Source organism: Arthrobacter sp. Z4-13 (genome assembly GCF_054792705.1).
In genome coordinates, this window is the sequence record NZ_CP096459.1 from 155,851 (window position 1) to 179,061 (window position 23,211).

A 23,211-nucleotide genomic window follows, 5' to 3' on the forward strand; every position below is an offset into this window, starting at 1 on the left:
GGGGAGGTCAATACCCGCACCGGGGACAACCTGTTGGTATTTACCAACTGTTAATAACACTGTGGCGCGCGTCCTAGCGGGTTTTCGGCGGCGTCTGCTCTACTTGATGGATGACAACGCTGACTGAAACCTCGGTCGCCGGCAACGATGACCGGCGAGAGAACGAGAACAACAACGCAGACCACAAGCTGATGGTCGCCCTTGACGTGGACGGCACCCTGGTGGACCACGACGGGCACATGTCCCCGGCCGTTCGCGAAGCCGCGCAGGCTGTGGTAGCAGCCGGGCACGAGGTAATGATTGCCACCGGCCGCTCCCTCAACGCCATGCTGCCCATTATCGAGAACATCGGAATCGAGCGCGGCTATGCGGTCTGCTGCAACGGCGGCGTGACACTGCGGCTCCAGCCCGATCTGGAAAACGGGTACGAGGTCATCCATAAGGCCACTTTCGATCCGGCTCCCGCGCTCCGTGCACTCCGCGAGCGGCTTCCGTCGGCCAAGTACGCGCTGGAAGACGAGGACGGCAACTTCCTGTCAACCGAACGCTTCCAGGATCCCAGCTTCGGTGTCGAGGCCGTCGGCGTGGACTTTCACACCATGCTTGAGGCCACGGCCGTGCGTGTGGTGGTGTTCAGTACCGAAAATACGCCCGAAGAGTTCACCGAGGCGATCGAGCAAATAGGCCTTGCCGGGGTCACATACTCGGTGGGTTGGACCGCGTGGCTGGACATCGCCGCTGCCGGCGTGACCAAGGCCAGCGCCTTGGAAAACCTGCGTGGCCGCCTCGGCATCGAGCCGCATCTTACGGTTGCCGTCGGAGACGGCCGGAACGACATCGAGATGCTTAACTGGGCCGGACGGGGTGTGGCCATGGGCCAGGCACCCGAGGAAGTGATCGCCGCCGCGGACGAGGTTACCCACTCAGTGTTCGACGACGGCGCCGCCCACGTGCTGCGCAGCCTCCTCTAAGCTGCCGGGAGGACTTCCGTGCTTCTGGCCCACATTGCTGCCTTGGCCGCCTGCGCGGTTCTGGCCGGCCTGGCCGTTTTCCAGGCCGCTTTGATAGCCGGTGCCCCGCTGGGCAGGTTCGCGTGGGGTGGACAACACAACGTTCTACCCGCCGGCCTGCGGATAGGAAGTGCGGTGTCAATCGTCCTGTACGCGGCCTTCGGGTACGCCGCTCTCGCCAAAGCAAGCATGGTGCCGGCCCTGGGCAATGGGACAGTCACGTCGGTGCTCGCTTGGGTGCTGACAGGCTATTTCGCGCTCGGCGTGCTGATGAACGCCATATCGCGGAGCAAACCGGAGCGTGCCGTTATGACGCCGGTGGCTCTTTTCCTGGCCATCGCCTATCTGGTGCTCGCCCTTAAGTAATCGCCCTGCAGGCAGCCCGGGCGCCTGCGCGAAGGGGACGCCCGCCGTCAGGCAGAATGGGAAGCATGACCCTTACGACGTTCGCCCTCATCCGCCATGGCCAAACTGACTGGAATGCGCAGCGCCGGTTGCAGGGATCAACTGACATTCCGCTGAACGACGTGGGCCGGGCCCAGGCGCGGGACGCGGTCGCTGTCCTGGCTGCCTACGAATGGGACGCCATTGTGTCTTCGCCGCTGAGCCGCGCTGCCGAGACAGCGGACGTAATCGCGGCAGGGCTGGGGCTTAGCGACGTCCGTCGGATGCCGGAACTCACCGAGCGCAGCTTCGGGCCCGCGGAGGGCATGCAGGCCGGGCCCGAACTGGACGAAATGCGCATTCCCGGCGGATTCCGCGGCGCCGAAAGCGAGGAGGAGGCAGCAGACAGGGGACTGGCAGCCCTGGAGGCACTGGCCGAGGAATACCGCGGCCGCCGGCTTCTCGTCGTCGCCCACGGGACGCTGCTCCGCGTGACCCTCAGCCGCGCCGTCGGCAACACCCTGACGAGCATCGACAACGCCGTACTGAACCTCGCACACCACCACGCGGTCGACGGCTGGCAGCTCGAATACTTTAACGGCGAGCCGGTGATGGCGGCCAGCCAGGGCTGACCAGGTCCACCCGGCGTCACCCGAACAGCAGGGCGGCTCCGAGCAGGAGTGGGACCGACAGTACTGTCGTGATCACCGCGGTCGACTGCGCCAAGGCCTGACCGACACCGTAGCGGATGGCGTAAAGGACGACGTTCTGTCCCGTCGGCAGGATTGCGCAGGCGATGACGACGAATGTGCTGAATTGGTCCAGGTGAAAGACGTAGGCCGCCAAGGCCCACGCCAGCGCAGGCTGGATCGCCGATTTCAGCACTACGGCCACGGTGGTTGGTGCCGCGTCGCCAGTGCCGCCGCGCAGGCTAATCCCGTGGAGGGACATGCCGAAAATGATCAGCATGAGCGGGACTGTCATCTGGGCAGCCAGGGATATGGGAGCGAGCACCAGTTCCGGTACCTTCACCTCGAGCGCGCTCAGGAGGATGCCCAGAATGGCTGCAACGGTGACGGGGTTGCGGAAGGGTGTGCTGAGGACCTTCAGGACCGACAGCTTGTGTCCCTGGGGGTCTGCGAGGTCAAGGATAGTGAGGGCAATCGGTGTCAGCAGGGCAAGCTGGAACAGCATGATCGGGGTGACGTAGGTAGCGCTGCCGAATACGTAGACGGATAGCGGCACTCCCAGGTTTGTGGAGTTCACTATTCCTGTAGTCAGCGCCCCGATGACAGTTCGCCGGGTACCCCACCGGCGGAACGCCCCCACCGCCACGAAGATCATCATGCATGCGACGGCGGTGATCACCGAGATGAGGCCAGTGGTGCTCAGGACCTCGGTAACATGCCGGGTGGCGATCATGGAGAACATCAGGCTTGGGAGGCCGACAGTGAACGAGAGGGCCGAAAGAACCTTGACTCCCTGTTGCCCGAGTACGTTGTAGCGGGCCAGCAGGTAGCCCGCAAACAACACCATGCCAACAACAAAAAAGCCCTTTAGTACAGCCTCCAAAAGGCAGGCCTCAATTCTGCTCGCGGGTTGATTGCACTTGTAAACCTACCCGGCTGCAAGCAGCAGCAGTGGAAACCTGGCTGGAGTGCGGGCTTCTGGGCCGTGGGCGGCCTCATCCCCATAACTTTTTGCACGGCTCCGACAGCCCGCTAAAAGCCGCTACCGCACCTCGAGGATGAGCCCCAGCAGCCGCGCTGCAGCAGGCCGGGCCGCATGTTCCTCGTTCCACTGCGACCGCGCTACCGCTTTGCTGACTGCCTGCGTGGTGATGCCCAGTTCCTGGGCCACAGCCTTCTGCTGGCCGCGGACGCCGGGGGTCAGCAGGTCAAGGACCCGCCACTCGGCCTCGGAACGGTCGCGGACGATGTGCCCCAGCAACCGGAGCACGGCCTCAGCGTCGTGGGCAACATCGGCCAGGGGCCCCTCCACCGCTACCGGAACCCGCTCCTTGCTGTTCCGCAGCCGGTCCACCGCACGCCGGGCGTACACCAGCCCGTGCCCCGAGGCGTCCTTGATCTGGTTGGGCAACGGCTCGTTGACTGGCCCGACGCCGATTCCCGCGTACCAGGAACCGCAGCGCAGGGCGATCAGCGCGGCCTCCACGGCCTGATGCGGGCAGTCCACGATGCCCTGGACCTCGTCTTCCACCGACCGGTCGAAATCCAGGCGCGCAGGAATGTGCCGCAGGTCCTTGAGCAACTGCGGCACCTTGTCGCCGTCACGCCGGCTGTCGATTTGGTTGATGGTCAAAGTGAACATTTGAACCAAAGACTACCCGCTGGTAGCGGCGTGGAGGCAAGCGGGGTTGCCTCGCCCGGAGCCATCTGATGCGATGGACCGACGGCCGCCTTTGGCGGCGAACGCGACGTGAGGATGGTTATGGCCGGCACCATGGGGCAGGACGAATTCGAACTTGTAGACCGCTGGTGGCGCGCCGCCAACTACCTTTCCGTGGGCCAGATCTATCTCCGCTCCAACCCGCTGCTGCGCGAACCGCTGAAGGCCGAGCACACGAAGTCCCGGCTGCTGGGCCATTGGGGCACCACGCCTGGACTGAACTTCGTGTATGCGCACCTGAACCGCGTGATCCGCCGCGACTCCGCCGAAATGCTTTTTGTGGCAGGTCCCGGGCACGGCGGCCCTGCCGTCGTAGCCAATGCCTGGCTGGAAGGGACATACTCCGAAATCTACGGCCACGTGGGCAGCGACGCCGATGGCATGGCCGAGCTGTTCCGCCAATTCTCCTACCCGGGCGGCATCCCCAGCCACGCCGCTCCGGAGAGCCCCGGCTCCATCAGTGAGGGCGGTGAACTCGGGTACTCCCTCGCCCACGCCTACGGCTCCATACTCGACAATCCCCAGCTGGTGACCGCCGTCGTGATTGGCGACGGCGAGGCGGAGACGGGTCCGCTGGCCGCCAGTTGGCACTCGCACAACTTCCTCGATCCGGCCACGGACGGCGCGGTGCTGCCCATCCTGCACCTGAACGGCTACAAAATCGCCAACCCCACCATTTTGGCCCGCATGCCCGAAGCGCAGCTGGAACAGCTGCTGCGGGGCTACGGCCACGAGCCCTATTTCGTTACCGTGAAGGACCCGGACAACACCGAGCAGGCGCACCGGGAGTTCGCCGTGGCGCTGGACTCCTGTATGGCCGGTATCCGGGCCATCCAGGAGTCCCGGCGCACGCCGCCCGCCACGACGGACGGAAATGACAGCGAGGCGCCGCGCTGGCCGATGATCGTGCTGCGCTCGCCGAAAGGCTGGACCGGGCCCCGCACCGTTGACGGGCTGCAGGTCGAGGGGACCTGGCGGAGCCATCAGGTGCCGCTGTCGGAGGTCCATAGCAACGAAGACCACCTGCGGCTGCTGGAGGAGTGGCTGCAGTCCTACCGCCCGGAAGAACTGTTCGACGGCGACGGCAGGCTCCGGCCCGATGTCGCCGAGGCTGCGCCCACCGGTGGTTTCCGGATGAGTGCCACGCCGCATGCCAACGGCGGCCTGTTGCGGCGCGCGCTGAAGCTGCCCGATTACCGGGACCACGCCGTCGAGGTTACGGGCGCGGGGACCGAGCGGGTCAGCCCGATGATCACGCTGGGCTCGTGGATGCGGGACGTCATCGCGCTGAACATGGAAACGTTCCGGCTGTTCGGCCCGGACGAGACGGCGTCCAACCGGCTCCAGAACGTCTACGAGGTCACCGATAAGGTGTGGCAGTACCGGATTGACGACGTCGATGAGCACCTGGCGCGCTCCGGAAGGGTGATGGAGGTGCTGAGCGAACACCTGTGCCAGGGCTGGCTTGAGGGCTACCTGCTGACCGGCCGGCATGGCGTCTTCAGTTGCTACGAGGCCTTCATCCACATCGTTGACTCGATGTTCAACCAGCACGCCAAGTGGCTGAAGGTGCACCGCAAGCTGCCCTGGCGCCAGCCGGTCGCCTCGCTGAACTACCTGCTGTCCTCGCACGTGTGGCAGCAGGACCACAACGGGTTTTCGCACCAGGACCCGGGGTTCATTGACCACGCCGTGAACAAAAAGGCTGAGGTCATCCGCGTGTACCTGCCGCCGGACGCCAACACGCTGCTGTCCGTGATGGAGCACTGCCTGGCCTCCACCGACTACGTGAACATCGTGGTCAGCGGAAAGCAACCGTCACCCACATGGCTCGGGCCCGCCGACGCCGCCGCCCACTGCCAGCGGGGGCTGGGCATTTGGGAGTTCGCGGGGTCCGAGGTCCCGGGGGAGGAGCCCGACGTCGTCCTGGCCTGCGCCGGCGACGTCCCCACTGTGGAGACGGTGGCCGCGGCGGAGCTGCTCAAGGCCGGTGCGCCGGGGCTGAAAGTCCGCGTGGTCAACGTGGTTGACCTGATGCGGCTCCAGGACGAAAGCGAACATCCGCACGGGCTTCCTGCACGGGACTTCGACGGGATCTTCACCACGGACAAGCCCGTCATCTTCGCCTATCACGGCTATCCCGCACTGATCCACCGGCTGGCCTACCGCCGCAGCAACCAGGAGGGCCTGCACGTGCGCGGCTACAAGGAGGAAGGGACCACCACCACGCCGTTCGACATGGCCATGCTGAACGGCATCGACCGGTTCCAGCTGGCCATCGACGCCATCGACCGTGTCCCGGGCCTGGCGGAGAAGCATTCGCTGCTGCGGCAGGAGCTCCAGGACAGCAGGATCCGTGCCCGCGGGCACACCCGCACCCATGGGGAGGATCCGGAGGAAATCCGGAACTGGAAGCTGGGCGGCTGACGGTACGTTCCTTGTGTTGCGCCAAGGGACGCCGTGGGATGACATGCCATGGCTTGATGTGCTCGGCAACGACATCCACTACACGGACGCCGGCCGCGGCCAGCCCGTGGTTTTGCTGCACGGCCATGCATCGGCGGCGGCATGCTGGGAGCCGATCGTCGCTGAACTGGAGCAGGACCTCCGGGTACTGACGTACGACACCTACGATCACGGCTGGTCCTCCAACTCCCCGCGAAACGGACCGCTGGTTGACCGGGCTGCGGAGCCGGAGTACTTCATCAACTCGCTCGGCCTGGAGAACCCCGTGATTGTGGGGCAATTCATGGGCGGCATGACTGCGCTTCGCTGGGCCGCCCGCCACCCGCGCAGCCTTGAGCAAAGCCAGGGGGAGTTCCTGAGCGCCGACCCGTTGGACGTCGACTGGTTCCAGCAGGGACTGGAATCAGTAAAGAGCCCGCTGACTCTTTTGATCGGGGACGAGGAAAGGCCGCGTATCCGCCGTGGGGCTGAACACGTTGCCGCCACGGTCCCCGGAGCCCGCCTCCTGGTGGTGGAGGACGCCGGCCATAACGCCTACTTCCAGCGCCAGGACATCCTGGTGGAAGCTGTCCGCAACACGGTTGCCAGCAGGCGGGGACGCTGACGCGCTGCGGGCTGCCCTGACGTGAGCTTGAGGGCGCCGGGAATCCCGCCCTTTTCGCCAAGATCGTCACCTCGGGCGAAGGCCGCCCACAAGCCCCGAAGCTCCCGCCCCACTGCGTTTACGTCCTCCCACCTGGCGCCCGCAATCAGTCCCACGCCGTCCCAGGTAGTTCGGTTACCAAACAGGAGCGGTAAATCGATGGTGTGCGCTGCGCCGAAGATGTTGTGCGGCGCGTGCCAGTGCAGGACATAGCTATGGGCCTTTCCGCCCGCCTGGGCATGCCGCCGGGCGAATTTCCGGGCAGCCCGGCCGTAGACGGTTTCGGTGACCACCCAGTCGATGGCACGGATGGCTGCGGTTCCTGCAAGGGGAAGCCGGGCCAACCGGCTGAGGTGCGGGCTCCGGGGCAGGAACAGCCGCGCCTCCTCCGACGTGTGCCCAATCAGCACTTCAATGCCGGGGGCCGAACGGTTCCAGGCGGGTTCAATATCCGGTTCTTCCGGCAACGGCTCATGCCCGTACTGGGTCCCGAACGGCATGGCGGCCAGCATTCCGAATTTCCGGGCCACCTGCGCCACGTGATCCTCCCGTTCCACCACTTCCATCGCGGGAGTTTCCGCGGAGACCGCCTCGGCCGCGATGCCCATAGCGTGGTTCATTTTGGCCCGCCCGCGCGAGATGCCCAAAGGTGCGCTCTGGATGATTGCCCGCTGGAACAGCGCAGGTGCGTCCACGGTGGCCATGAGATGCGCGATCGCGTCGCCGCCGGCGGACTGCCCGAAGGCGGTCACCCGGCCGGAGTCGCCACCGAACGCGCCGATGTTCCGCTGCACCCAGCGGAACGCCTCGAGCTGGTCCAGCAGGCCCAGGTTGCCCGGCCGGCCCGAACGTGTGGCCAGGAAACCGAACAGTCCCAGGCGGTAGGTTACCGAAACCACCACCACCCGGGTCTCGGCTACCAGTGCAGCGGGGTCGAAGATGGCGAGGTCGCCGGATCCGGTGGTGTAGGAACCGCCGTGGATCCACACCATCACGGGCAGCTTCTCGCCCCGGGCAAGATCGGCGGGCATGGTGATAGAGAGGTTCTGGCAGTCCTCGCTGCCCGGAAGTTCACCGTAGCGGGTGCCCAGGACGTCGTCGAGGAACGGCACCGGCCCCTGCGGACAGGCGGGAGCCAGAGAGGTTGCGGCAAACGGTTCAGTCCAGTCCGAGGCCGGGACGGGTGCCTGGAAACGCCCGGCAGAGGCGTACGGAATGCCGGTGGCCCGGACGACGCCGCCGTCCCGCCAACCGGTGACGGGGCCGCAGGGCGGGTTGAAAGTGGGTGCGGAGTTCACGCACCAAGAGTTTCATATCTTGCTTGGAAGTCCTGACAGACGACGACGGCGGGTGCCCGGCTCTCGCGAACCGGGCACCCGCCGTCAGTGCGGATCAGTGGCCCGTGGGCACGTAACGCTTGATGGAGGCTTCCAGCTCGGCTTCGGCTGCGGCGCGGTCGCCCCAGCCCTCGGCCTTGACCCACTTGCCCGGCTCCAGGTCCTTGTAGCGGGTGAAGAAGTGCTCGATTTCCTTGATCAGGAAGTCGCTGACGTCGCTGACTTCCTGGATGTGGTCGAAACGGGCGTCAACCGGGACGCACAGGACCTTGGCGTCTCCGCCGCCGTCGTCGGTCATGTTGAAAATGCCAATGGGGCGGGACTCAACAATGACGCCGGGGTGCAGGTCGAAATCCTGCAGGAGCACCAGTGCGTCCAGCGGGTCGCCGTCTTCGCCCAGGGTGTTTTCGAAGAACCCGTAGTGCGTGGGGTACTGCATGGAGGTGAAGAGCACGCGGTCCAGGCGGACGCGGCCGGTCTCGTGGTCAACTTCGTACTTGACGCGTGATCCCTTGGGGATCTCGATGGTCACGTCATGCTTCATGGAATGCTCCTCGGCAATTGCAGGGGGTTCGCGGCATACCGGACGGCTCACCAAAGGAGTGTCCGTGCCGCCGACTATTATTGAGGATATAGCGAGAGGCCCTGGAATCAGGAACTTGTGGGGATATTTCAGGACTTGAGGACCAGCACCGGCATGACCAAACCAACTTCCGCGGAACCGTTGCTGGGCCATGTCCGCCGCGGCGTCCGGGCCGGCGTCGCGGGCCTGCGGCGGTCCTGGCCGATGCTTTTGCTGACAGCCCTCCTGATGGTCCTTATGGCCCCGGCTGCCCTGCTGGTTGCCCCCGGTTTCCTGGGGCCCGAGCCCCCTGCGCCCGCTCCACCGGCGCCGGCATGGCAGCAGGCTCCGGCTACGCTGGCGCCCGAGCAGGGACTTGCCCCGCTGGATAGCACCGCTGCCGTCCCGTTGGCATCCGGCGTCAGCGCACAGTTGGAGCCCCTGTTGAAGGCCGACGGCGGCGGCAGCTTCACGGGGCTGGTCCAGGATGCGCTCACTGGCCAAGTCCTCTTTGACCGTGGCGGTTCCGAAAACAGGGTGCCCGCCTCCAACCTCAAGCTGCTCACCGCGGTGGCGGCCCTCCGCTCCCTTGGTCCCGAGCACCGGTTTACCACTTCGGTGGTTGCAGGTCCGGCCGCCGGGCAGGTCGTGCTCCTAGGGGGCGGCGACGTCCTCCTTGCACCCGGGGATTCCAACGAAAACCAGGTGATGGGCCACGCCGGCCTTGCCACGCTTGCTGCCCGGACTGTCCAGGCCCTGAAGGCCGCCGGAACATCAGGTGGGATTAAGGTCCTCGTGGACGATTCCCTGTTTACCGGTCCGGCCCTGAACCCGGCCTGGGAAAGCGGGGATGTGGCAGCAGGTGAAGTAGCGCCGGTATATCCCCTGGCACTGAACTCGGCACGTTTCGATCCTGCGGTGACCACCGGGCCCCGCCCCCAGGACTCCGCAATCACGGTGGCCGAGGAGTTTGCTGCCCGGCTGCGAACGGCAGGCGCGGCCGCGGGACTGACCGTGGCAGCCGCCGTCGAACGATCCCCGCGTCCGGGGCAACCAGGGGGTGGGCCAACCGAAGATGCCGGCGGGGAACCGCCAGTCCTGGCCGAGGTGCACTCAGCCACGGTGGCCCAGCAGGTGGACCACATGCTGCAGGAATCGGACAACTACCTCGCGGAAGTCCTCGGACGGATGGCATCACTCGCGGCAGGGCAGCCGGGCAGCAACGACGGAGCCACGGCCGCAGTCCGCACCCAGCTCGCCGAAGCCGGGATTCCGGCTGATGACGTGAAGCTGGTTGATGTGTGCGGCCTTGCCATGGGCAACCAGGTTTCAGCCCGGCACTTCGCCGAGGTGGTGCGGGCCATCACCACCGGCACGGACAGCAGGCTTCGCGCCGCCTTGGACGGCTTTCCGGTGGCCGGCCTTACCGGAACCCTGGATGCCCGCTACGGCGATGAGTCAACAGCCCGGGGCGCAGGGTTGGTCCGTGCCAAGACCGGCACGCTGAATTCGGTGCTGGCGCTCAGCGGCTACGTGGTCGACGCCGACGGCCGCCTCCTGGTCTTCTCCTTCATCGGCAACGGGCTCACGCCCGGCGCTGCAGGCAACAGGGTGGCGTTGGACCGCGCTGCTACGGCGCTCGCGGCCTGCGGCTGCCGGTAGCGCTGCCGGTAGAGCGATAGCGCTGGCCCAAAACCTGCCGCTATGACTCCCGACGCACCGGCTCGATGGCTGGCAGCTCCGGATTAATGGTGCTGACCGATTGAAGGCTGGACGCGTGCAACTCCGGTTCGGCAGCAACAGCCGCGGTTGCGGTGGTACCCAGCAGGGCAGCCATTACGATGGCGGCGATTACCGGCTTCCAGCCCTTCCGGGGTTCGGCGGTCAGGGGAGCAACGGGGCGGTAGGGAATCATGGTGTTCTCCTTTCGGGTGGTTGGACGCTTGGTTACTACTGTGCCGGAGCGACTTAGGCCGCGGCTTTCACCCTCCTGTGAACCGGCTGTGCAACGGTAGCGGCCCAGGCCGGGCCCCGTGCCGGCGCAACGAAGTACAGGTTCGCCGGTCAGCGAACTTAAGGACTATCTCCAGCCTGCTGTGTTCTGATGGGAACTATGGAGTCCACTGCAGGTGAGTCGTCAGCCCCAACGTTGTCCAGCCAGGCCTCGTCCCTGATCAATTGGGACCTTGCCGCCTCCACCGCGGCGCGGCTGGCTCCCGCCGGCCCCGTCCTGAACCAGGCCGCCATCGGTGACGCCGTGGAAAGCCTGCGGCGGCTTGCCGACGCCTCGGTTGAACACGTCCACGAGATCACCGGGCTGGAAGCGGCACGGGATCTCCGCGACTCAAACGTTCTGGTGGTGGACCGCGCCTCATGGGCGAAGGCGAACACCCAAAGCTTCGCCGTAATGCTGAAGCCTGCCATGGAAAAGATGCTCGAAAGCAGGCGCGGCACCCTGAGCCCTGCCGCTGCCAGTGTCAGCGGCGCCATCACCGGCAGCCAGTTAGGCGCAGTCCTGGCCTTCCTGTCCAGCAAGGTCCTGGGCCAGTACGATCCGTTCGCCGCGCTCGCCGAAGGGTCCACGGCGCCGTCGGGTGGACGACTGCTCCTGGTGGCCCCCAACATCGTGGCCGTGGAGCGTGAACTGAACGTCACCCCCGAAGATTTCCGCCTGTGGGTCTGCCTCCACGAACAGACGCACCGGGTCCAGTTCGCGGCCGCCCCGTGGCTGCGGCACCACATGCTGGAACAGATTGATGAACTCAGCGCCCACCTGCTGGGCAACGTTGACACCCTGATGGAGCGGGCCACCGCCGCCGCCCGCTCACTGAAGGACCGCACCGGTAACGGAAACACCCCGGGGCGTGGTGCCATCCTGGACCTCCTGCAGGATCCGGAGGAGAAGGCTGCCATCTCGCACCTGACCGCTGTGATGAGCCTGTTGGAAGGCCACGCCAACGTGGTCATGGACGCTGTGGATGCCAGCATCGTGCCGTCCGTGAAGACCATCCGGCAGCGGTTCAACGACCGCGGCAAGGACCGCGGCGTGATCGAGAAGTTCATTCGCAGCCTGTTGGGCCTGGACGCGAAAATGCGCCAGTACTCTGACGGCGCCCGTTTCGTCCGTGCAGTGGTGGACGTCGCGGGAATGGAAGGCTTCAACCGGGTCTGGGAGTCCGCGGACCGCCTGCCCACAGAACCGGAAATTCACGACGCCAAGCTGTGGCTTGAGCGGATGGGACTCTGATCAACACCGTTCCCGAACCCGGCCAGCTCACCCAACCCAGCGGCCGACGCCGGCCCGGAAGACTGGCGCCCGTCCTCGGCACGGCGCGCAGAATGCTCCAGGACGCCCTGGCCCAAGCCGGTTATCCGCAGCACGTCCTCGTCGCGTGCAGCGGCGGGCCGGACTCCCTCGCCCTGGCATCAGTGGCCGCCTACTTCGCCCGCCGTGGGCATGTTGATGGCCACCCCATCACCGTGGGCGCGGTGGTGGTGGACCACCAGTTGCAGGAGGGTTCCGGGCAGGTAGCGGAAGAGGCAGCCAGGGTTTTGCAGGAACTGGGCCTTGCACCCGTTGAGATCCGGACCGTAACGGTGGTCGGAGAAGGCCTCGGGCCGGAAGCCGCGGCGCGTGAAGCCCGGCACGCAGCACTTGAAGCAGCCGCGGCAAACCAGGGAGCGGACGCCATCCTGCTGGGCCACACCCTGGACGACCAGGCCGAACAGGTGCTGCTGGGCCTGGCCCGTGGATCCGGCACCCGCTCGCTGGCAGGAATGAGGCCGGCACGCGGCAGGCTGCTGCGGCCGTTCCTGGGGCTTCGCCGCGCGGACACCGAGGAGATCTGTGCTGTCGAGGAACTGCAGCCATGGCACGATCCCAGCAACTCGGACCCGGCCTTCGCCAGGTCCCGCACCCGCGTGGAAGTACTGCCGCACCTCGAGGAAAAGCTTGGCCCCGGCGTCGCGGAATCGCTGGCGCGCACGGCCTCCATCCTGCAGCTGGACGCCGACTATCTGGAGGATGTGGCAGAAGCCACCTTTACGTCACTGGTGGAGCGGACCGGCCGGGAATTGAGCCTTCCCGAGGAGGCCTTGCGTGCCCTGGCCCCCGCCATCAGGTTCCGGGTGATCGCCAAGGCGGCGGCCGACGTCGGCGGCCAACAGCCCAGCTACCAGCGCCTTTTGGCGGCGGAAGCGCTGCTGCGGCGGCAGGGCTCGGCGGGCCCGGTTGAGCTGCCCGGGGGCGTGGGCGTGTACAGGTTGTCGCTGGCGCAGCTGGAAGACGTGCCGGCCGCGGACCGCCCTGCCGCCGCGGATGAGGGCGCACCCGTTCCCCGCGGAGGCGCACGCTGTGGGAAGCTAGTATTCCGGCGTCAAAAGCCGCCCGCAAAATAGTCGCACCCCGCATCTACACAGGAGCCATTGGTGGATTCAAACGACGTCCAGGCAGACCTCAAGCACGTTCTCTACACCAAGGAGCAGATCCAGCAGCGGATCCTGGAGCTCGCTGCGCAGATCGACAAGGACTACGAGGGCCGCGAAATCCTGATCGTGGGCGTCCTCAAAGGCGCTGTCATGGTCATGGCCGACCTTGCCCGGGCACTCCACAGCCACATCTCAATGGACTGGATGGCCGTTTCGTCCTACGGCTCCGGCACCCAGTCCTCCGGCGTTGTCCGCATCCTGAAGGACCTGGACACGGACCTGATGGGCAAGGACGTACTGATCGTCGAGGACATCATCGACTCCGGCCTCACGCTGTCCTGGCTGAAAACCAACCTGGAGTCCCGCGGCACCGCTTCAGTTGAGATCTGCACTGCCTTCCGCAAGCCCACCGCCGCGAAAGTGGAAATCGACGTCAAGTACGTGGGCTACGACATCCCCAACGAATTCGTGGTGGGTTACGGCCTGGACTACGCCGAGAAGTACCGCAACCTCGACTTCGTGGGAACCCTCGCCCCGCACGTTTACGAGTAAGCCCACACCGCGCGAGATGGCATTTAGCCGCAGTATTGGGACCCCGGACTGCCGTCAAATGCCATCTCGCGGAAGTTGCCGGCCGTGAAGGCCGGAGGCAGGGCTGTTGGCATCAGGGATGTAGCGGCTGCCGCCGGGGTGTCCGTCACCACCGTCTCCCACGTCCTGAACGATGTTGCCTACGCGCGGATCAGCCCGGAAACGCGGAACAAGGTCCGCTCCGCGGCCGTGCAACTGGGCTACGGGCCGAACCGCCTGGCGCAGGCCCTCCGCAGCAGGCGCAGCGGGATGCTCGGCCTGGTGAGCGAGGACATCGCCACCACACCGCATGCCGGGCGGATCATCCTGGGCGCAGACGATGCTGCCCGGACGCGCGGCTACACACTGATGGTCATCAACACGTCGGGGACGGCCAGCCCGGAGTCCCGCGATGCGGACGTGGAGGCGCTGCTCGACCGGCAGGTGGACGGCATCCTTTTTGCCACCATGCAGCACCGGATCGTGGAGGCCCCGGCCAACCTGGGCAAGGTGCCGGCCGTCCTCGTCGATGCCGTCAGCGCAGGTGTTGGCTTTCCCTCAGTAGTCCCGGACGAGTGCGGCGGCGCGCGCACCGCCGTCGAAACCCTGCTGGCCGCGGGGCACACCCGCATCGGCTTCATTAACAACGCAGCGGACTCACCCTCCACCCGCGAGCGGCTCCGCGGTTTCCGCGTGACCCTCACCAGCGCCGGGCTCGACGGCGCGGCGGCGCCGGTGGAGGCAGCCTCCTCCGATGCAAACGGAGGCTACGAAGCCGCGCGCAGCATCCTGGAAGCCGACAACCCGCCGTCGGCACTGTTCTGCTACAACGACCGCATGGCGATGGGCGCCTACCGCGCGGCCGCGGAGCTGGGCCTGGCCATCCCGGAGGAGCTTTCCGTTGTTGGCTTCGACAACCAGGAGCTGATCGCCGGCAACCTGCACCCGGGGCTGACCAGCATTGCCCTGCCCCACTACGAGATGGGCGCGTGGGCGGCGGAACGGCTGATCGACACGGTGGAAGGGACGTCCGGGCTTGACCGAGTAGCCCCGGAACCGGTCCTCCTCAACTGTCCGCTGGTACCCCGCGGCTCCGTAGCCGGCCCCCGGATCTAGGCACAGCAAAGCCCCGGCCCGGGTGGCGGCGGCCACTACGCCCAGAGGGAACTTTTGCCCCGCACCATGCGTGATCTACTCCGGACGGTGTATAGCTAGAAGCTGACGCAGCACCATCACGCGCGCAGACTACTCGCCGTGCAGCACTACCAGGAGGGACGGGGCCAGCCCCCGAACAGATGAAAGCTAAGAACTTCTTCAAAGGCCCGGGCATCTGGATCGTTGTCGTGATCGGCATGCTCCTGGTGGCTTTTGCGACGCTGGCTCCCGGCGGTGCCGCACGGATTGACACTGACAAGGGCCTGGAACTGCTTGCCGGCGACAACGTCGAGCAGGCCAAGATCTTTGACGGTGAAAACCGCGTTGACCTGGTGCTGAAGGAAAACTACCAACAAGACGGGCAGGACAAGGGCAAAAGCGTCCAGTTCTTCTTTGTTGACGCCCGTGCCCAGGACGTTGTCCGGGCCGTCACCGCTTCCGCTCCCACCGGCGGCTACACGGACCAGCCGATCGAAAGCAACTGGTTCTCCGGCCTGCTCTCCCTCCTGATCCCGGTCATCCTGCTGGGCGCCCTCTTCTGGTTCCTCATGACCCGCATGCAGGGCGGCGGCTCCAAGATCATGCAGTTCGGCAAGTCCAAGGCCAAGATGGTCAGCAAGGACATGCCGCAGGTGACGTTCGCTGACGTTGCAGGCTCCGACGAAGCCGTGGAAGAACTGCAGGAGATTAAGGAATTCCTGCAGGAACCGGCCAAGTTCCAGGCGGTTGGCGCCAAGATCCCCAAGGGCGTGCTGCTGTACGGTCCTCCGGGTACCGGCAAGACGCTCCTGGCCCGCGCCGTAGCAGGCGAGGCCGGCGTTCCCTTCTTCTCCATCTCCGGCTCGGACTTTGTGGAGATGTTCGTCGGTGTGGGCGCTTCGCGTGTCCGTGACCTCTTCGAGCAGGCCAAGGCCAACTCGCCGGCCATCATCTTCGTGGACGAGATTGACGCCGTCGGCCGCCACCGCGGTGCCGGTATTGGCGGCGGCAATGACGAACGCGAGCAGACCCTTAACCAGCTCCTGGTGGAGATGGACGGTTTCGACGTCAAAACCAACGTCATCCTGATCGCCGCCACCAACCGTCCGGACGTGCTGGACCCCGCGCTGCTGCGTCCGGGCCGCTTCGACCGGCAGATCGGTGTGGACGCGCCGGACCTGATCGGCCGCGACCAGATCCTGCAGGTGCACGCCAAGGGCAAGCCCATGGCGCCCGGCGTGGACCTCAAAGCCGTCGCCAAAAAGACCCCCGGATACACCGGCGCCGACCTGGCGAACGTCCTCAACGAGGCCGCCCTCCTTACCGCCCGCTCCAACGCGAACCTGATCGATGACCGCGCCCTGGACGAGGCAATCGACCGTGTGATGGCCGGCCCGCAGAAGCGCAGCCGCGTGATGAAGGAACACGAGCGCAAGATCACCGCGTACCACGAAGGCGGGCACGCCCTGGTGGCGGCTGCGCTCCGGAACTCCGCGCCGGTCACCAAGATCACCATCCTTCCCCGCGGCCGGGCACTCGGCTACACCATGGTGGTCCCGGAAAACGACAAGTACTCCGTGACGCGCAACGAGCTGCTGGACCAGATGGCCTACGCCATGGGCGGGCGCGTTGCCGAGGAAATCGTTTTCCACGACCCCTCCACCGGCGCCTCGAACGACATCGAGAAGGCCACCGGCACTGCCCGCAAGATGGTCACGGAATACGGCATGAGCGAGCGTGTCGGTGCGGTCCGGCTGGGCCAGGGCGGCGGCGAGCCGTTCCTGGGCCGCGACGCCGGGCACGAACGCAATTACTCGGACCAGATCGCCTACGTGGTGGATGAGGAAGTACGCCGGCTGATCGATCAGGCCCATGACGAGGCCTACGCCATCCTCACCGAGAACCGGGAAGTCCTGGACCGGCTGGCCCTCGAGCTGCTGGAACGCGAGACGCTGAACCAGATCGAGATCGCCGACATCTTCCGTGACATCCGCAAGCGCGATTTCCGCGAGGTGTGGCTCTCCAAGGAAACCCGTCCGGTGCAGAAGGCCGGCCCGGTGGAATCCCGTCTGGAAAGGGCAGAACGCGAGGCCCAGGAGGAAGCCAAGCGGGCGCGGCTGGATGAGCCGCTGGACGCCCAGCCGCCGCATCCGCAGGGAGTCCCGGAAGACGCCCCGTTCCAGGGAGGGATCCCCGACTCGGGGCCTGACGCCCTTCGCGGCTAAGCTTCTTACGTGACCCACTTCGACGACGACGACGTTTCCCCCTCCGCCGGACACCCTGCGGAGGGCGGCGCCCACCACTCCAAACACCTGAAGGTGGACCGGCCCCGGATCGAGGCAGCCGTCCGCGAGATTCTCCTGGCCATCGGAGAAGATCCGGACCGCGGCGGCCTCGTGGACACCCCAAAGCGGGTGGCCAAGGCTTACGCCGAGGTGTTTGCCGGGCTGCACCACGACCCCGCCGACGTCCTGTCCACCACCTTTGACCTGGACCATGAGGAACTGGTGCTGGTCAAGGACATTCCCTTCTACTCCACCTGCGAACACCACCTGGTGCCGTTCCACGGGGTGGCCCACGTGGGCTACATCCCCTCACATGACGGCAAGGTCACCGGGCTGAGCAAGCTGGCCCGGCTCGTGGACATCTACGCCCGCCGTCCGCAGGTGCAGGAGCGCCTCACCACGGAAATCGTCGAAGCGATGGTCACCCACCTCAAACCCCGTGGCGCGATCGTCGTTGTTGAATGCGAACACATGTGCATGTCCATGCGCGGTATCCGCAAGCCCGGAGCGAAGACCGTCACCAGTGCGGTCCGCGGGCAGCTTCATGACCCGGCCACCCGTGCCGAAGCCATGAGCCTCATCCTCGGAAGGTAATCATCAGACCATGGATTCACTAGCTGCAGCGCCGGGAACCGGCCCCGCAACCTCTCCACTGCCTGTCCTCCGCAAACCGCGGCCGGCGGCACGGTTCGAAGACCTGCCCACCGGCCGGACCCTGGTCATGGGCATCGTTAACGTCACCCCGGACTCCTTCAGCGACGGCGGCCAGCACGCGACGGCGGACACCGCCATAGCCGCAGGCCTGCGGATGTTCTACGCCGGCGCGGACATCATCGACGTCGGCGGCGAATCCACCCGTCCCGGTGCTGAGGACGTCAGCCCCGAAGAAGAGCAGCAGCGCGTGATCCCCGTGATCAAGGCGCTGGTGAAAGCCGGTGCCTTGGTCAGCATCGATACCATCCACGCGTCCACCGCCGCTGCTGCCCTGAACGCCGGCGCCGCCATCATCAATGACGTCTCCGGCCTCACCATGGAACCGGAAATGGCCGAGCTCGTGGCCTCGTCCAAGGCCCCCTACATCCTTACGCACCGCCGCGGCGACGCCCGCACCATGAACTCCCTTGCCGAATACACGGATGTGGCCGGTGAAGTAGTGGCAGAGCTCGCGGGAGTGCGGGACAAGCTTTACGCCGCCGGGGTCAGCCAGGAACAGATCATCATCGATCCGGGTCTGGGGTTCGCCAAGAATGACGCCCAGAACTGGGAGCTCCTGCAGAACCTGGACCAGCTGGAGAGCCTGGGCCACAGGATCCTCTTGGGCGCCTCCCGCAAGCGGTTCCTTGGCACCCTGCTGACGGTGGCCGGCAAGTCCGCCGCGCCTCAGGAGCGGGACGCGGCTACCGCTGCGATCACTGCGATCAGCGCGTCCCGGGGTGTCTGGGCTGTTCGCGTGCACGACGTCGGCCCGAGCCTCGACGCCGTCAAGGTTGCCGCGCGCCTGGCCACGCCCAGAACAACCCAGTAGGCCAGGCCATGGACAGGATTACGCTGACCGGCGTCACCGCTGTCGGCCATCATGGTGTCTTTGATTTTGAACGCCGCGAGGGCCAGCCTTTTGTTGTGGATGCGGTGCTTTATCTGGACTTCGCCAAGGCGGCGGAATCCGATGACGTCCGGGACACCGCGCACTATGGCGAAGTGGCTCAGCGTATTACTGAATGGATCTCGGGGGAGCCGCTGAACCTGATCGAGGCGCTGGCGGTCCGGATCGCGGACAGCCTGCTCAGCGAATTCCGGCTCCACGCCGTGGACGTCACCGTGCACAAACCCCAGGCCCCCATCGAGGTGCCCTTCGGGGATGTGGCCGTCAGCGTTCACCGTGCCCGCAACAACAGGGATGGACCAGTCCAGGGGGAGACGCGATGAACTCCGGTTATTCCAAAGTGGTACTGGCACTGGGCAGCAACCTGGGCGAACGCAACGAGACCCTGACTGAGGCGGTTGCGGACCTCGTTGACCCGCCCGAGATCCGGCTCCTCGCCGTTTCGCCGATAGTGCAGACCAAGGCTGTGGGGGGCCCTCCCAACCAGCCGGACTTCCTGAACATGGTGGTCACCGTCGAAACCAACCTCACCCCGTACGAACTGCTGGAACACTGCCAGTCAGTGGAGAACAAGCACCACCGCGTGCGGGAGGTGCGCTGGGGGCCGCGCACGCTCGACGTCGACATCATTACTTACGGTGACCTCCGCAGCGATGATCCTGTCCTCACCCTTCCGCATCCCCGCGCCGCCAGCCGCGCGTTCGTCCTTTACCCCTGGTCGCTCATCGAGCCGGCCGCCACCCTGAATGGTGAACGCATCAGCGCCCTGGCCGCGCGGGCGGAGGACTTCGGCGACCTTGCCCTTTTCGACGGCTTTGGTGAGTTCGACGGCCTGCCCACTGCGGGGGCGGTGGAGGAGCGATGAAACCCCTCAATCCGCTGCGCCTCCTGCTGATCGGTTTCATCCTGGCCGTTGCGGGCTGGTCCGCCACCGTAGTGACCAGCCGTTACAGCATGGCCACCCCGGTCCTTCCGCTCACGGCGCTGGCCACCATGGCCGTCATAGTTGTCATCACTTTGGTCCTCGGCATCAGGGTTCTTCGGTGGCGCAACAGCATCAAGCCCAACAGCACCAAAGAGAAAAGGGCACTCGATCCGCTCCTGGCAGCACGGACACTGGTGCTGGCCCAGGCCTGCGCCTATGCAGGGACGGTCCTGCTCGGCTGGCACGTGGGGATCTTCCTGGACCAGCTGAGGATCTGGAGCCTGCGCAGCAACCAGGGCATCACGTGGCTGGCGCTGGCCATGGCCGGCGGCGGACTGGTGATGATCGTGGTGGGCCTGCTGGTTGAACGCTTCTGCAGGATCCCGCCTGAGGACGGCGACACCAACGGCGCAGACGGCAAACCGGGCCGCGCGGTACGCGGAGAAGCCGCAGGGGAAGGCGAATATGCATACCGAGGCGATTGACCCGCCGGGAATCGTCTGGCAGCGGGTGTCACCCAAATACATCACGGTCCGGCTGGTCCAGTGGGCGCTGGGGAACCTCATCACGGTGCTTGTCCTGTCCCTGCCCCTGCTGTTTGTCCTCCTGGACGTCTGGGCCTGGCCGCCGCTGTGGCTGGCCGTCGCCGTGCCGGCCGCGGCGATGGTGCTCGCCATTTGGCGGCTGGTGCTGATTCCGCGCCAGGTACGGGCCATAGGGTACGCCGAGCGGGACGACGATCTCCTCATCAGGACGGGTATCTTCTTCCAGCGCACCATGGCCGTTCCCTACGGCCGGATGCAGTACGTGGATATCGGAGTAGGTCCCGTGGAACGCGGGCTCGGCCTCTGCTCCCTGAAGCTGCACACGGCCTCGCCCGGCACCAATGCCCAGATCCCCGGGCTGCCCGGGGCCGAGGGCGCGCGGCTGCGTGAGCAGCTCGCGGCCCGGGGCGAAGCCAGGCTGGCAGGACTGTGACGGCAGAGGGGCCGCGTCCGGAACCGGGGGGCCCTGTCACTGCCCCTGCTTCCGAGGGCGCTGCCCCAAACCCTTTGCCAGGCACCGCTGCCGACGGCGAATGGCTGCGCGTGCACCCGGCGTCGCCTTTCGTGCGTGGCTGGGTGGCCCTGGCGGCCATCGGGTTCTTCTTCGGCCGGGACGTCTTCGAGCGGGCGCTGCAGGGCCGGCCCATCCTGGAGGACGGATTTGCCGGCCGGGCGCCTTTGCTGCTGGCCGGGGGCGGAGTGCTGCTGCTCATCGCGGTGCTGGGCTTCATCCTCACCTGGTACTTCACCAAGTACCAGGTGTCAGGTGGCTACGTCCGGGTCAACACCGGGTTTATCTTCCGGCAGCAGCGCCAGGCGCGGCTGGACCGCGTACAGGCCATCGACATCGTGCAGCCCCTGCTGGCCCGGATCTTCGGCCTGGCCGAGCTCAAGTTCGAGGTGGCCGATGCCGGAGAGTCGGCCGTCCGGCTGGCCTACCTGAAGATGGACGATGCCCGGCAGCTCCGGGCCACCATCCTGGCACGGGCCGCCGGGGTGCCCCTGGACCCGTCGCGCCCCGAGGAGCCGGCACCCGAGGCGCCGGAATTTCCGGTACTGTCCGTGCCGCCGTCGCGCCTTGTCGGTTCCCTGCTGCTCAGCGAGCAGAGCATTTTTGTGGTGGCGGGCGCGGTGAGTGCAGTGGTCCTTTCCGCCACCACCGGAAACGCCGCCTTCTACTTCTACCTGATCCCGGCCGCCCTTGGCCTGGCGGCCAGCTACTGGGGCCTGTTCAACAAGGGGTACAACTTCACCGCGGCAATCTCGCCCGATGGCATCCGGCTCCGCTACGGACTGCTGGATACGCAGGCGCAAACCCTTCCGCCCGGCCGCATCCAGGCTCTCAAAGTAGCGCAACCGCCAATGTGGCGGGCGCTGGGCTGGTATCGGATCCAGGTCAATGTGGCCGGCTACGGTGCCCTTGAGGGTGCCGGCGAGGGCTCGGCACGGACCACGCTCCTGCCCGTGGGCAGGCTCGAGGACGTGATGTCGATTCTCGCGCTGGTGCTTCCGGACCCCGGGACGCCGCAGCCCGCCGTTGTGTTTGGTGCGGGCCTCCACGGGCTGGATTCCGACGGCGGATTCGTCACCACTCCGCGCCGGGCCCGCCTCCTGGCGCCGCTGGGATGGCGGCGGAACGGATTCTCCGCCACCGGTACCGCCCTGCTGATCCGCTCCGGCCGCTGGTGGCGCGAACTCGTGGTAGTGCCGCACCAACGGACCCAGTCCATGGCCTTGCACCAGGGCCCGCTGGCGCGCCGGTTCGAGGTGGCCGACCTGGTGCTGCACACCACCGCCGGGCCCGTCGTGCCGCGCCTTCGGCAGGCAGGCGTGGGGCAGGCGCTGGCGCTTTTCGATGCACAGTCTGCCCGCGCCCGGCTGGCTCGGAAGCGGCAAACCACCGAACAGTGGCTCGCCCAGGTGGCACCAGGTGCCCAGGTGGTTGAGCCTGTCGAAACCCCGGGCGCCACCTCTGGCCCCGCCCGGGCCACCACAACGCAGGAAGGCCAGCAGCATGGCTAAACCCGGACGCCTCGGCGTCGGAATCGTCGGTGCCGGCAAGGTGGGCGCCGTGCTCGGCGCAGCACTGCGCGCGGCTGAACACGCCGTCGTCGGAGTCTCAGCCGTTTCCGAAGCAAGCCGTGAACGGGCCGAGACGCTGCTCCCCGGCGTGCCCATCCTGGAGGTCCAGGAGATTGTGGAGCGCTCCGAGCTGGTGCTGCTGGCAGTGCCCGATGACGCCCTGCCCGGCCTGGTGGACGGCCTCGCGAAACTGGGTGCCTGGCAGCCGGGCCAACTCGTGGCGCACACGTCCGGCCGGTTCGGGGTGGGGGTGCTGCATCCGGTGCGTGCCGCGGGGGCGGTGCCGCTGGCCCTGCATCCGGCGATGACGTTCACCGGGATGAGCCTTGACCTGACACGCCTCCTGGACTGCACGTTCGGCGTCACCGCGGACGCGGCCATGCTGCCCATCGCGCAGGCATTGGTGGTGGAGATGGGGGCGGAGCCGGTGGCCATCATGGAGGCGGACCGGACGCTGTACCACGCAGCCTTGGCGCACGGTTCCAACCACCTCGTCACCCTCGTGGCGCAGGCGTCCGAGCTGCTTCGTGAGGTTGGGGTGGCGGCGCCGGAACGGATGCTGGGTCCGCTGTTGCGGGCAACCCTTGAGAACGCGCTGGCCTCCGGCGAGTCCGCCCTCACCGGACCCGTGGCCCGCGGCGACACTGGAACGGTGAAAGCACACGCCGAGGCACTGCGGGAGTTCGACGCCGGCGGGCACGGCGATGTGCTCGCGGCTTACCTGGCAATGGCGCGTGCCACAGCCCTGCGCGCCGAGGGCCGCGGACTGCTGAAGCCGAACCAGTTGGGGGAGCTGCGCAGGGCCCTGGAACCGGAGGAAGACTGAAG

24 protein-coding genes are annotated in these 23,211 nt (G+C 66.6%); 19 read left to right on the plus strand and 5 right to left on the minus strand.

The genetic code is table 11. The annotated features are described in order from the left end of the window. The first annotated feature begins 110 nt into the window (after positions 1–110). The 3 genes from M1E07_RS02565 to M1E07_RS02575 all read left to right on the plus strand — a co-directional run bounded on the left by M1E07_RS02565 (position 111) and on the right by M1E07_RS02575 (position 2,026). The gene (locus M1E07_RS02565) at positions 111–971 is read left to right on the plus strand and encodes an HAD family hydrolase (RefSeq protein WP_461188738.1); all 861 of its coding nucleotides are present in this window, start codon (positions 111–113) and stop codon (positions 969–971) included. 18 nt (positions 972–989) lie between these two features. Beyond that, positions 990–1,376, plus strand: coding sequence for a hypothetical protein (locus M1E07_RS02570; RefSeq protein ID WP_461188739.1), 387 nt, complete (start codon positions 990–992; stop codon positions 1,374–1,376). A gap of 65 nt (positions 1,377–1,441) precedes the next feature. Further along, the gene (locus tag M1E07_RS02575; protein ID WP_461188740.1) at positions 1,442–2,026 is read left to right on the plus strand and encodes a histidine phosphatase family protein; all 585 of its coding nucleotides are present in this window, start codon (positions 1,442–1,444) and stop codon (positions 2,024–2,026) included. A gap of 16 nt (positions 2,027–2,042) precedes the next feature. Here M1E07_RS02575 and M1E07_RS02580 read toward each other — a convergent pair whose 3' ends face one another. Together M1E07_RS02580 and M1E07_RS02585 are read right to left on the minus strand one after the other, a co-directional pair. Next, entirely contained in the window at positions 2,043–2,930 is an 888-nt protein-coding gene (locus tag M1E07_RS02580; RefSeq protein ID WP_461188741.1) for an AEC family transporter, read from the minus strand. A gap of 195 nt (positions 2,931–3,125) precedes the next feature. Further along, the gene (locus M1E07_RS02585) at positions 3,126–3,725 is read right to left on the minus strand and encodes a hypothetical protein (protein ID WP_461188742.1); all 600 of its coding nucleotides are present in this window, start codon (positions 3,723–3,725) and stop codon (positions 3,126–3,128) included. 120 nt (positions 3,726–3,845) lie between these two features. Between M1E07_RS02585 and M1E07_RS02590 the strand changes: the two genes are divergently transcribed. Further along, positions 3,846–6,230: a phosphoketolase family protein gene (locus tag M1E07_RS02590; RefSeq protein WP_461188743.1), complete on the plus strand. Its 2,385-nt coding sequence runs from the start codon at positions 3,846–3,848 to the stop codon at positions 6,228–6,230. A gap of 43 nt (positions 6,231–6,273) precedes the next feature. Further along, positions 6,274–6,873, plus strand: coding sequence for an alpha/beta fold hydrolase (locus M1E07_RS02595; protein WP_461188744.1), 600 nt, complete (start codon positions 6,274–6,276; stop codon positions 6,871–6,873). Here the strand turns inward: M1E07_RS02595 and M1E07_RS02600 are convergent. Together M1E07_RS02600 and M1E07_RS02605 are read right to left on the minus strand one after the other, a co-directional pair. Further along, entirely contained in the window at positions 6,804–8,210 is a 1,407-nt protein-coding gene (locus tag M1E07_RS02600; protein ID WP_461188745.1) for a carboxylesterase family protein, read from the minus strand. The two genes, M1E07_RS02595 and M1E07_RS02600, sit on opposite strands and share 70 nt — an antisense overlap. A gap of 94 nt (positions 8,211–8,304) precedes the next feature. After that, entirely contained in the window at positions 8,305–8,793 is a 489-nt protein-coding gene (locus tag M1E07_RS02605) for an inorganic diphosphatase (RefSeq protein ID WP_461188746.1), read from the minus strand. Positions 8,794–8,946: 153 nt separating this feature from the next. Here M1E07_RS02605 and dacB point away from each other — a divergent pair, with 153 nt between their 5' ends. Continuing rightward, complete coding sequence (dacB, locus tag M1E07_RS02610) at positions 8,947–10,473, plus strand: D-alanyl-D-alanine carboxypeptidase/D-alanyl-D-alanine endopeptidase (RefSeq protein WP_461188747.1); 1,527 nt, start codon at positions 8,947–8,949, stop codon at positions 10,471–10,473. Positions 10,474–10,513: 40 nt separating this feature from the next. Here the strand turns inward: dacB and M1E07_RS02615 are convergent, their stop codons facing one another. Continuing rightward, positions 10,514–10,726 (minus strand): hypothetical protein, encoded by a 213-nt coding sequence (locus M1E07_RS02615; protein WP_461188748.1) that lies wholly within the window; start codon positions 10,724–10,726, stop codon positions 10,514–10,516. Between the two features lie 198 nt (positions 10,727–10,924). Here M1E07_RS02615 and M1E07_RS02620 point away from each other — a divergent pair, with 198 nt between their 5' ends. The 13 genes from M1E07_RS02620 (at position 10,925) to M1E07_RS02680 (ending at position 23,209) form a co-directional block, all read left to right on the plus strand. Then, entirely contained in the window at positions 10,925–12,058 is a 1,134-nt protein-coding gene (locus M1E07_RS02620; protein WP_461188749.1) for a zinc-dependent metalloprotease, read from the plus strand. Between the two features lie 92 nt (positions 12,059–12,150). After that, positions 12,151–13,209, plus strand: a complete 1,059-nt coding sequence (gene tilS / locus M1E07_RS02625; RefSeq protein WP_461188750.1) for a tRNA lysidine(34) synthetase TilS — start codon at positions 12,151–12,153, stop codon at positions 13,207–13,209. A 30-nt stretch (positions 13,210–13,239) separates the two neighbouring features. Continuing rightward, positions 13,240–13,791 (plus strand): hypoxanthine phosphoribosyltransferase, encoded by a 552-nt coding sequence (hpt, locus tag M1E07_RS02630; protein WP_461188751.1) that lies wholly within the window; start codon positions 13,240–13,242, stop codon positions 13,789–13,791. An 84-nt stretch (positions 13,792–13,875) separates the two neighbouring features. Further along, positions 13,876–14,925: a LacI family DNA-binding transcriptional regulator gene (locus M1E07_RS02635; protein ID WP_461188752.1), complete on the plus strand. Its 1,050-nt coding sequence runs from the start codon at positions 13,876–13,878 to the stop codon at positions 14,923–14,925. A 179-nt stretch (positions 14,926–15,104) separates the two neighbouring features. Next, on the plus strand, positions 15,105–17,168 hold the full coding sequence (gene ftsH / locus M1E07_RS02640) for an ATP-dependent zinc metalloprotease FtsH (protein WP_461188753.1): 2,064 nt from the start codon (positions 15,105–15,107) through the stop codon (positions 17,166–17,168). A gap of 9 nt (positions 17,169–17,177) precedes the next feature. Continuing rightward, positions 17,178–17,822 (plus strand): GTP cyclohydrolase I FolE, encoded by a 645-nt coding sequence (gene folE, locus M1E07_RS02645; RefSeq protein ID WP_461188754.1) that lies wholly within the window; start codon positions 17,178–17,180, stop codon positions 17,820–17,822. 10 nt (positions 17,823–17,832) lie between these two features. After that, positions 17,833–18,753, plus strand: a complete 921-nt coding sequence (gene folP, locus M1E07_RS02650) for a dihydropteroate synthase (protein WP_461188755.1) — start codon at positions 17,833–17,835, stop codon at positions 18,751–18,753. 8 nt (positions 18,754–18,761) lie between these two features. Beyond that, entirely contained in the window at positions 18,762–19,154 is a 393-nt protein-coding gene (gene folB, locus M1E07_RS02655; protein ID WP_461188756.1) for a dihydroneopterin aldolase, read from the plus strand. Continuing rightward, positions 19,151–19,696, plus strand: a complete 546-nt coding sequence (folK, locus tag M1E07_RS02660; RefSeq protein ID WP_461188757.1) for a 2-amino-4-hydroxy-6-hydroxymethyldihydropteridine diphosphokinase — start codon at positions 19,151–19,153, stop codon at positions 19,694–19,696. The genes folB and folK overlap by 4 nt, the downstream gene beginning before the upstream one ends. Then, the gene (locus M1E07_RS02665) at positions 19,693–20,241 is read left to right on the plus strand and encodes a DUF3180 domain-containing protein (RefSeq protein WP_461188758.1); all 549 of its coding nucleotides are present in this window, start codon (positions 19,693–19,695) and stop codon (positions 20,239–20,241) included. The genes folK and M1E07_RS02665 overlap by 4 nt, the downstream gene beginning before the upstream one ends. Next, the gene (locus M1E07_RS02670) at positions 20,222–20,734 is read left to right on the plus strand and encodes a PH domain-containing protein (RefSeq protein ID WP_461188759.1); all 513 of its coding nucleotides are present in this window, start codon (positions 20,222–20,224) and stop codon (positions 20,732–20,734) included. Before M1E07_RS02665 ends, M1E07_RS02670 begins: the two co-directional genes overlap by 20 nt. Then, the gene (locus M1E07_RS02675; protein ID WP_461188760.1) at positions 20,731–22,323 is read left to right on the plus strand and encodes a PH domain-containing protein; all 1,593 of its coding nucleotides are present in this window, start codon (positions 20,731–20,733) and stop codon (positions 22,321–22,323) included. The genes M1E07_RS02670 and M1E07_RS02675 overlap by 4 nt, the downstream gene beginning before the upstream one ends. Then, a complete protein-coding gene (locus M1E07_RS02680) occupies positions 22,316–23,209 on the plus strand; it encodes a Rossmann-like and DUF2520 domain-containing protein (protein ID WP_461188761.1) in 894 nt (297 codons plus the stop codon). Before M1E07_RS02675 ends, M1E07_RS02680 begins: the two co-directional genes overlap by 8 nt. Positions 23,210–23,211 lie beyond the last annotated feature (2 nt).

What these genes read in the sequence shown, in the direction of transcription:
- M1E07_RS02575 (WP_461188740.1), top strand. Translation starts at nt 1,442, where the DNA reads ATGACCCTTACGACGTTCGCCCTCATCCGCCATGGCCAAACTGACTGG.
- M1E07_RS02680 (WP_461188761.1), top strand. Translation starts at nt 22,316, where the DNA reads ATGGCTAAACCCGGACGCCTCGGCGTCGGAATCGTCGGTGCCGGCAAG.
- M1E07_RS02605 (WP_461188746.1), bottom strand. Translation starts at nt 8,793, where the DNA reads ATGAAGCATGACGTGACCATCGAGATCCCCAAGGGATCACGCGTCAAG.
- M1E07_RS02590 (WP_461188743.1), top strand. Translation starts at nt 3,846, where the DNA reads ATGGCCGGCACCATGGGGCAGGACGAATTCGAACTTGTAGACCGCTGG.
- folP (WP_461188755.1), top strand. Translation starts at nt 17,833, where the DNA reads ATGGATTCACTAGCTGCAGCGCCGGGAACCGGCCCCGCAACCTCTCCA.
- M1E07_RS02565 (WP_461188738.1), top strand. Translation starts at nt 111, where the DNA reads ATGACAACGCTGACTGAAACCTCGGTCGCCGGCAACGATGACCGGCGA.
- M1E07_RS02580 (WP_461188741.1), bottom strand. Translation starts at nt 2,930, where the DNA reads ATGGTGTTGTTTGCGGGCTACCTGCTGGCCCGCTACAACGTACTCGGG.
- folK (WP_461188757.1), top strand. Translation starts at nt 19,151, where the DNA reads ATGAACTCCGGTTATTCCAAAGTGGTACTGGCACTGGGCAGCAACCTG.
- folB (WP_461188756.1), top strand. Translation starts at nt 18,762, where the DNA reads ATGGACAGGATTACGCTGACCGGCGTCACCGCTGTCGGCCATCATGGT.
- M1E07_RS02615 (WP_461188748.1), bottom strand. Translation starts at nt 10,726, where the DNA reads ATGATTCCCTACCGCCCCGTTGCTCCCCTGACCGCCGAACCCCGGAAG.
- M1E07_RS02670 (WP_461188759.1), top strand. Translation starts at nt 20,222, where the DNA reads ATGCATACCGAGGCGATTGACCCGCCGGGAATCGTCTGGCAGCGGGTG.
- M1E07_RS02665 (WP_461188758.1), top strand. Translation starts at nt 19,693, where the DNA reads ATGAAACCCCTCAATCCGCTGCGCCTCCTGCTGATCGGTTTCATCCTG.
- ftsH (WP_461188753.1), top strand. Translation starts at nt 15,105, where the DNA reads ATGAAAGCTAAGAACTTCTTCAAAGGCCCGGGCATCTGGATCGTTGTC.
- M1E07_RS02585 (WP_461188742.1), bottom strand. Translation starts at nt 3,725, where the DNA reads ATGTTCACTTTGACCATCAACCAAATCGACAGCCGGCGTGACGGCGAC.
- dacB (WP_461188747.1), top strand. Translation starts at nt 8,947, where the DNA reads ATGACCAAACCAACTTCCGCGGAACCGTTGCTGGGCCATGTCCGCCGC.
- M1E07_RS02595 (WP_461188744.1), top strand. Translation starts at nt 6,274, where the DNA reads ATGCCATGGCTTGATGTGCTCGGCAACGACATCCACTACACGGACGCC.
- M1E07_RS02620 (WP_461188749.1), top strand. Translation starts at nt 10,925, where the DNA reads ATGGAGTCCACTGCAGGTGAGTCGTCAGCCCCAACGTTGTCCAGCCAG.
- tilS (WP_461188750.1), top strand. Translation starts at nt 12,151, where the DNA reads ATGCTCCAGGACGCCCTGGCCCAAGCCGGTTATCCGCAGCACGTCCTC.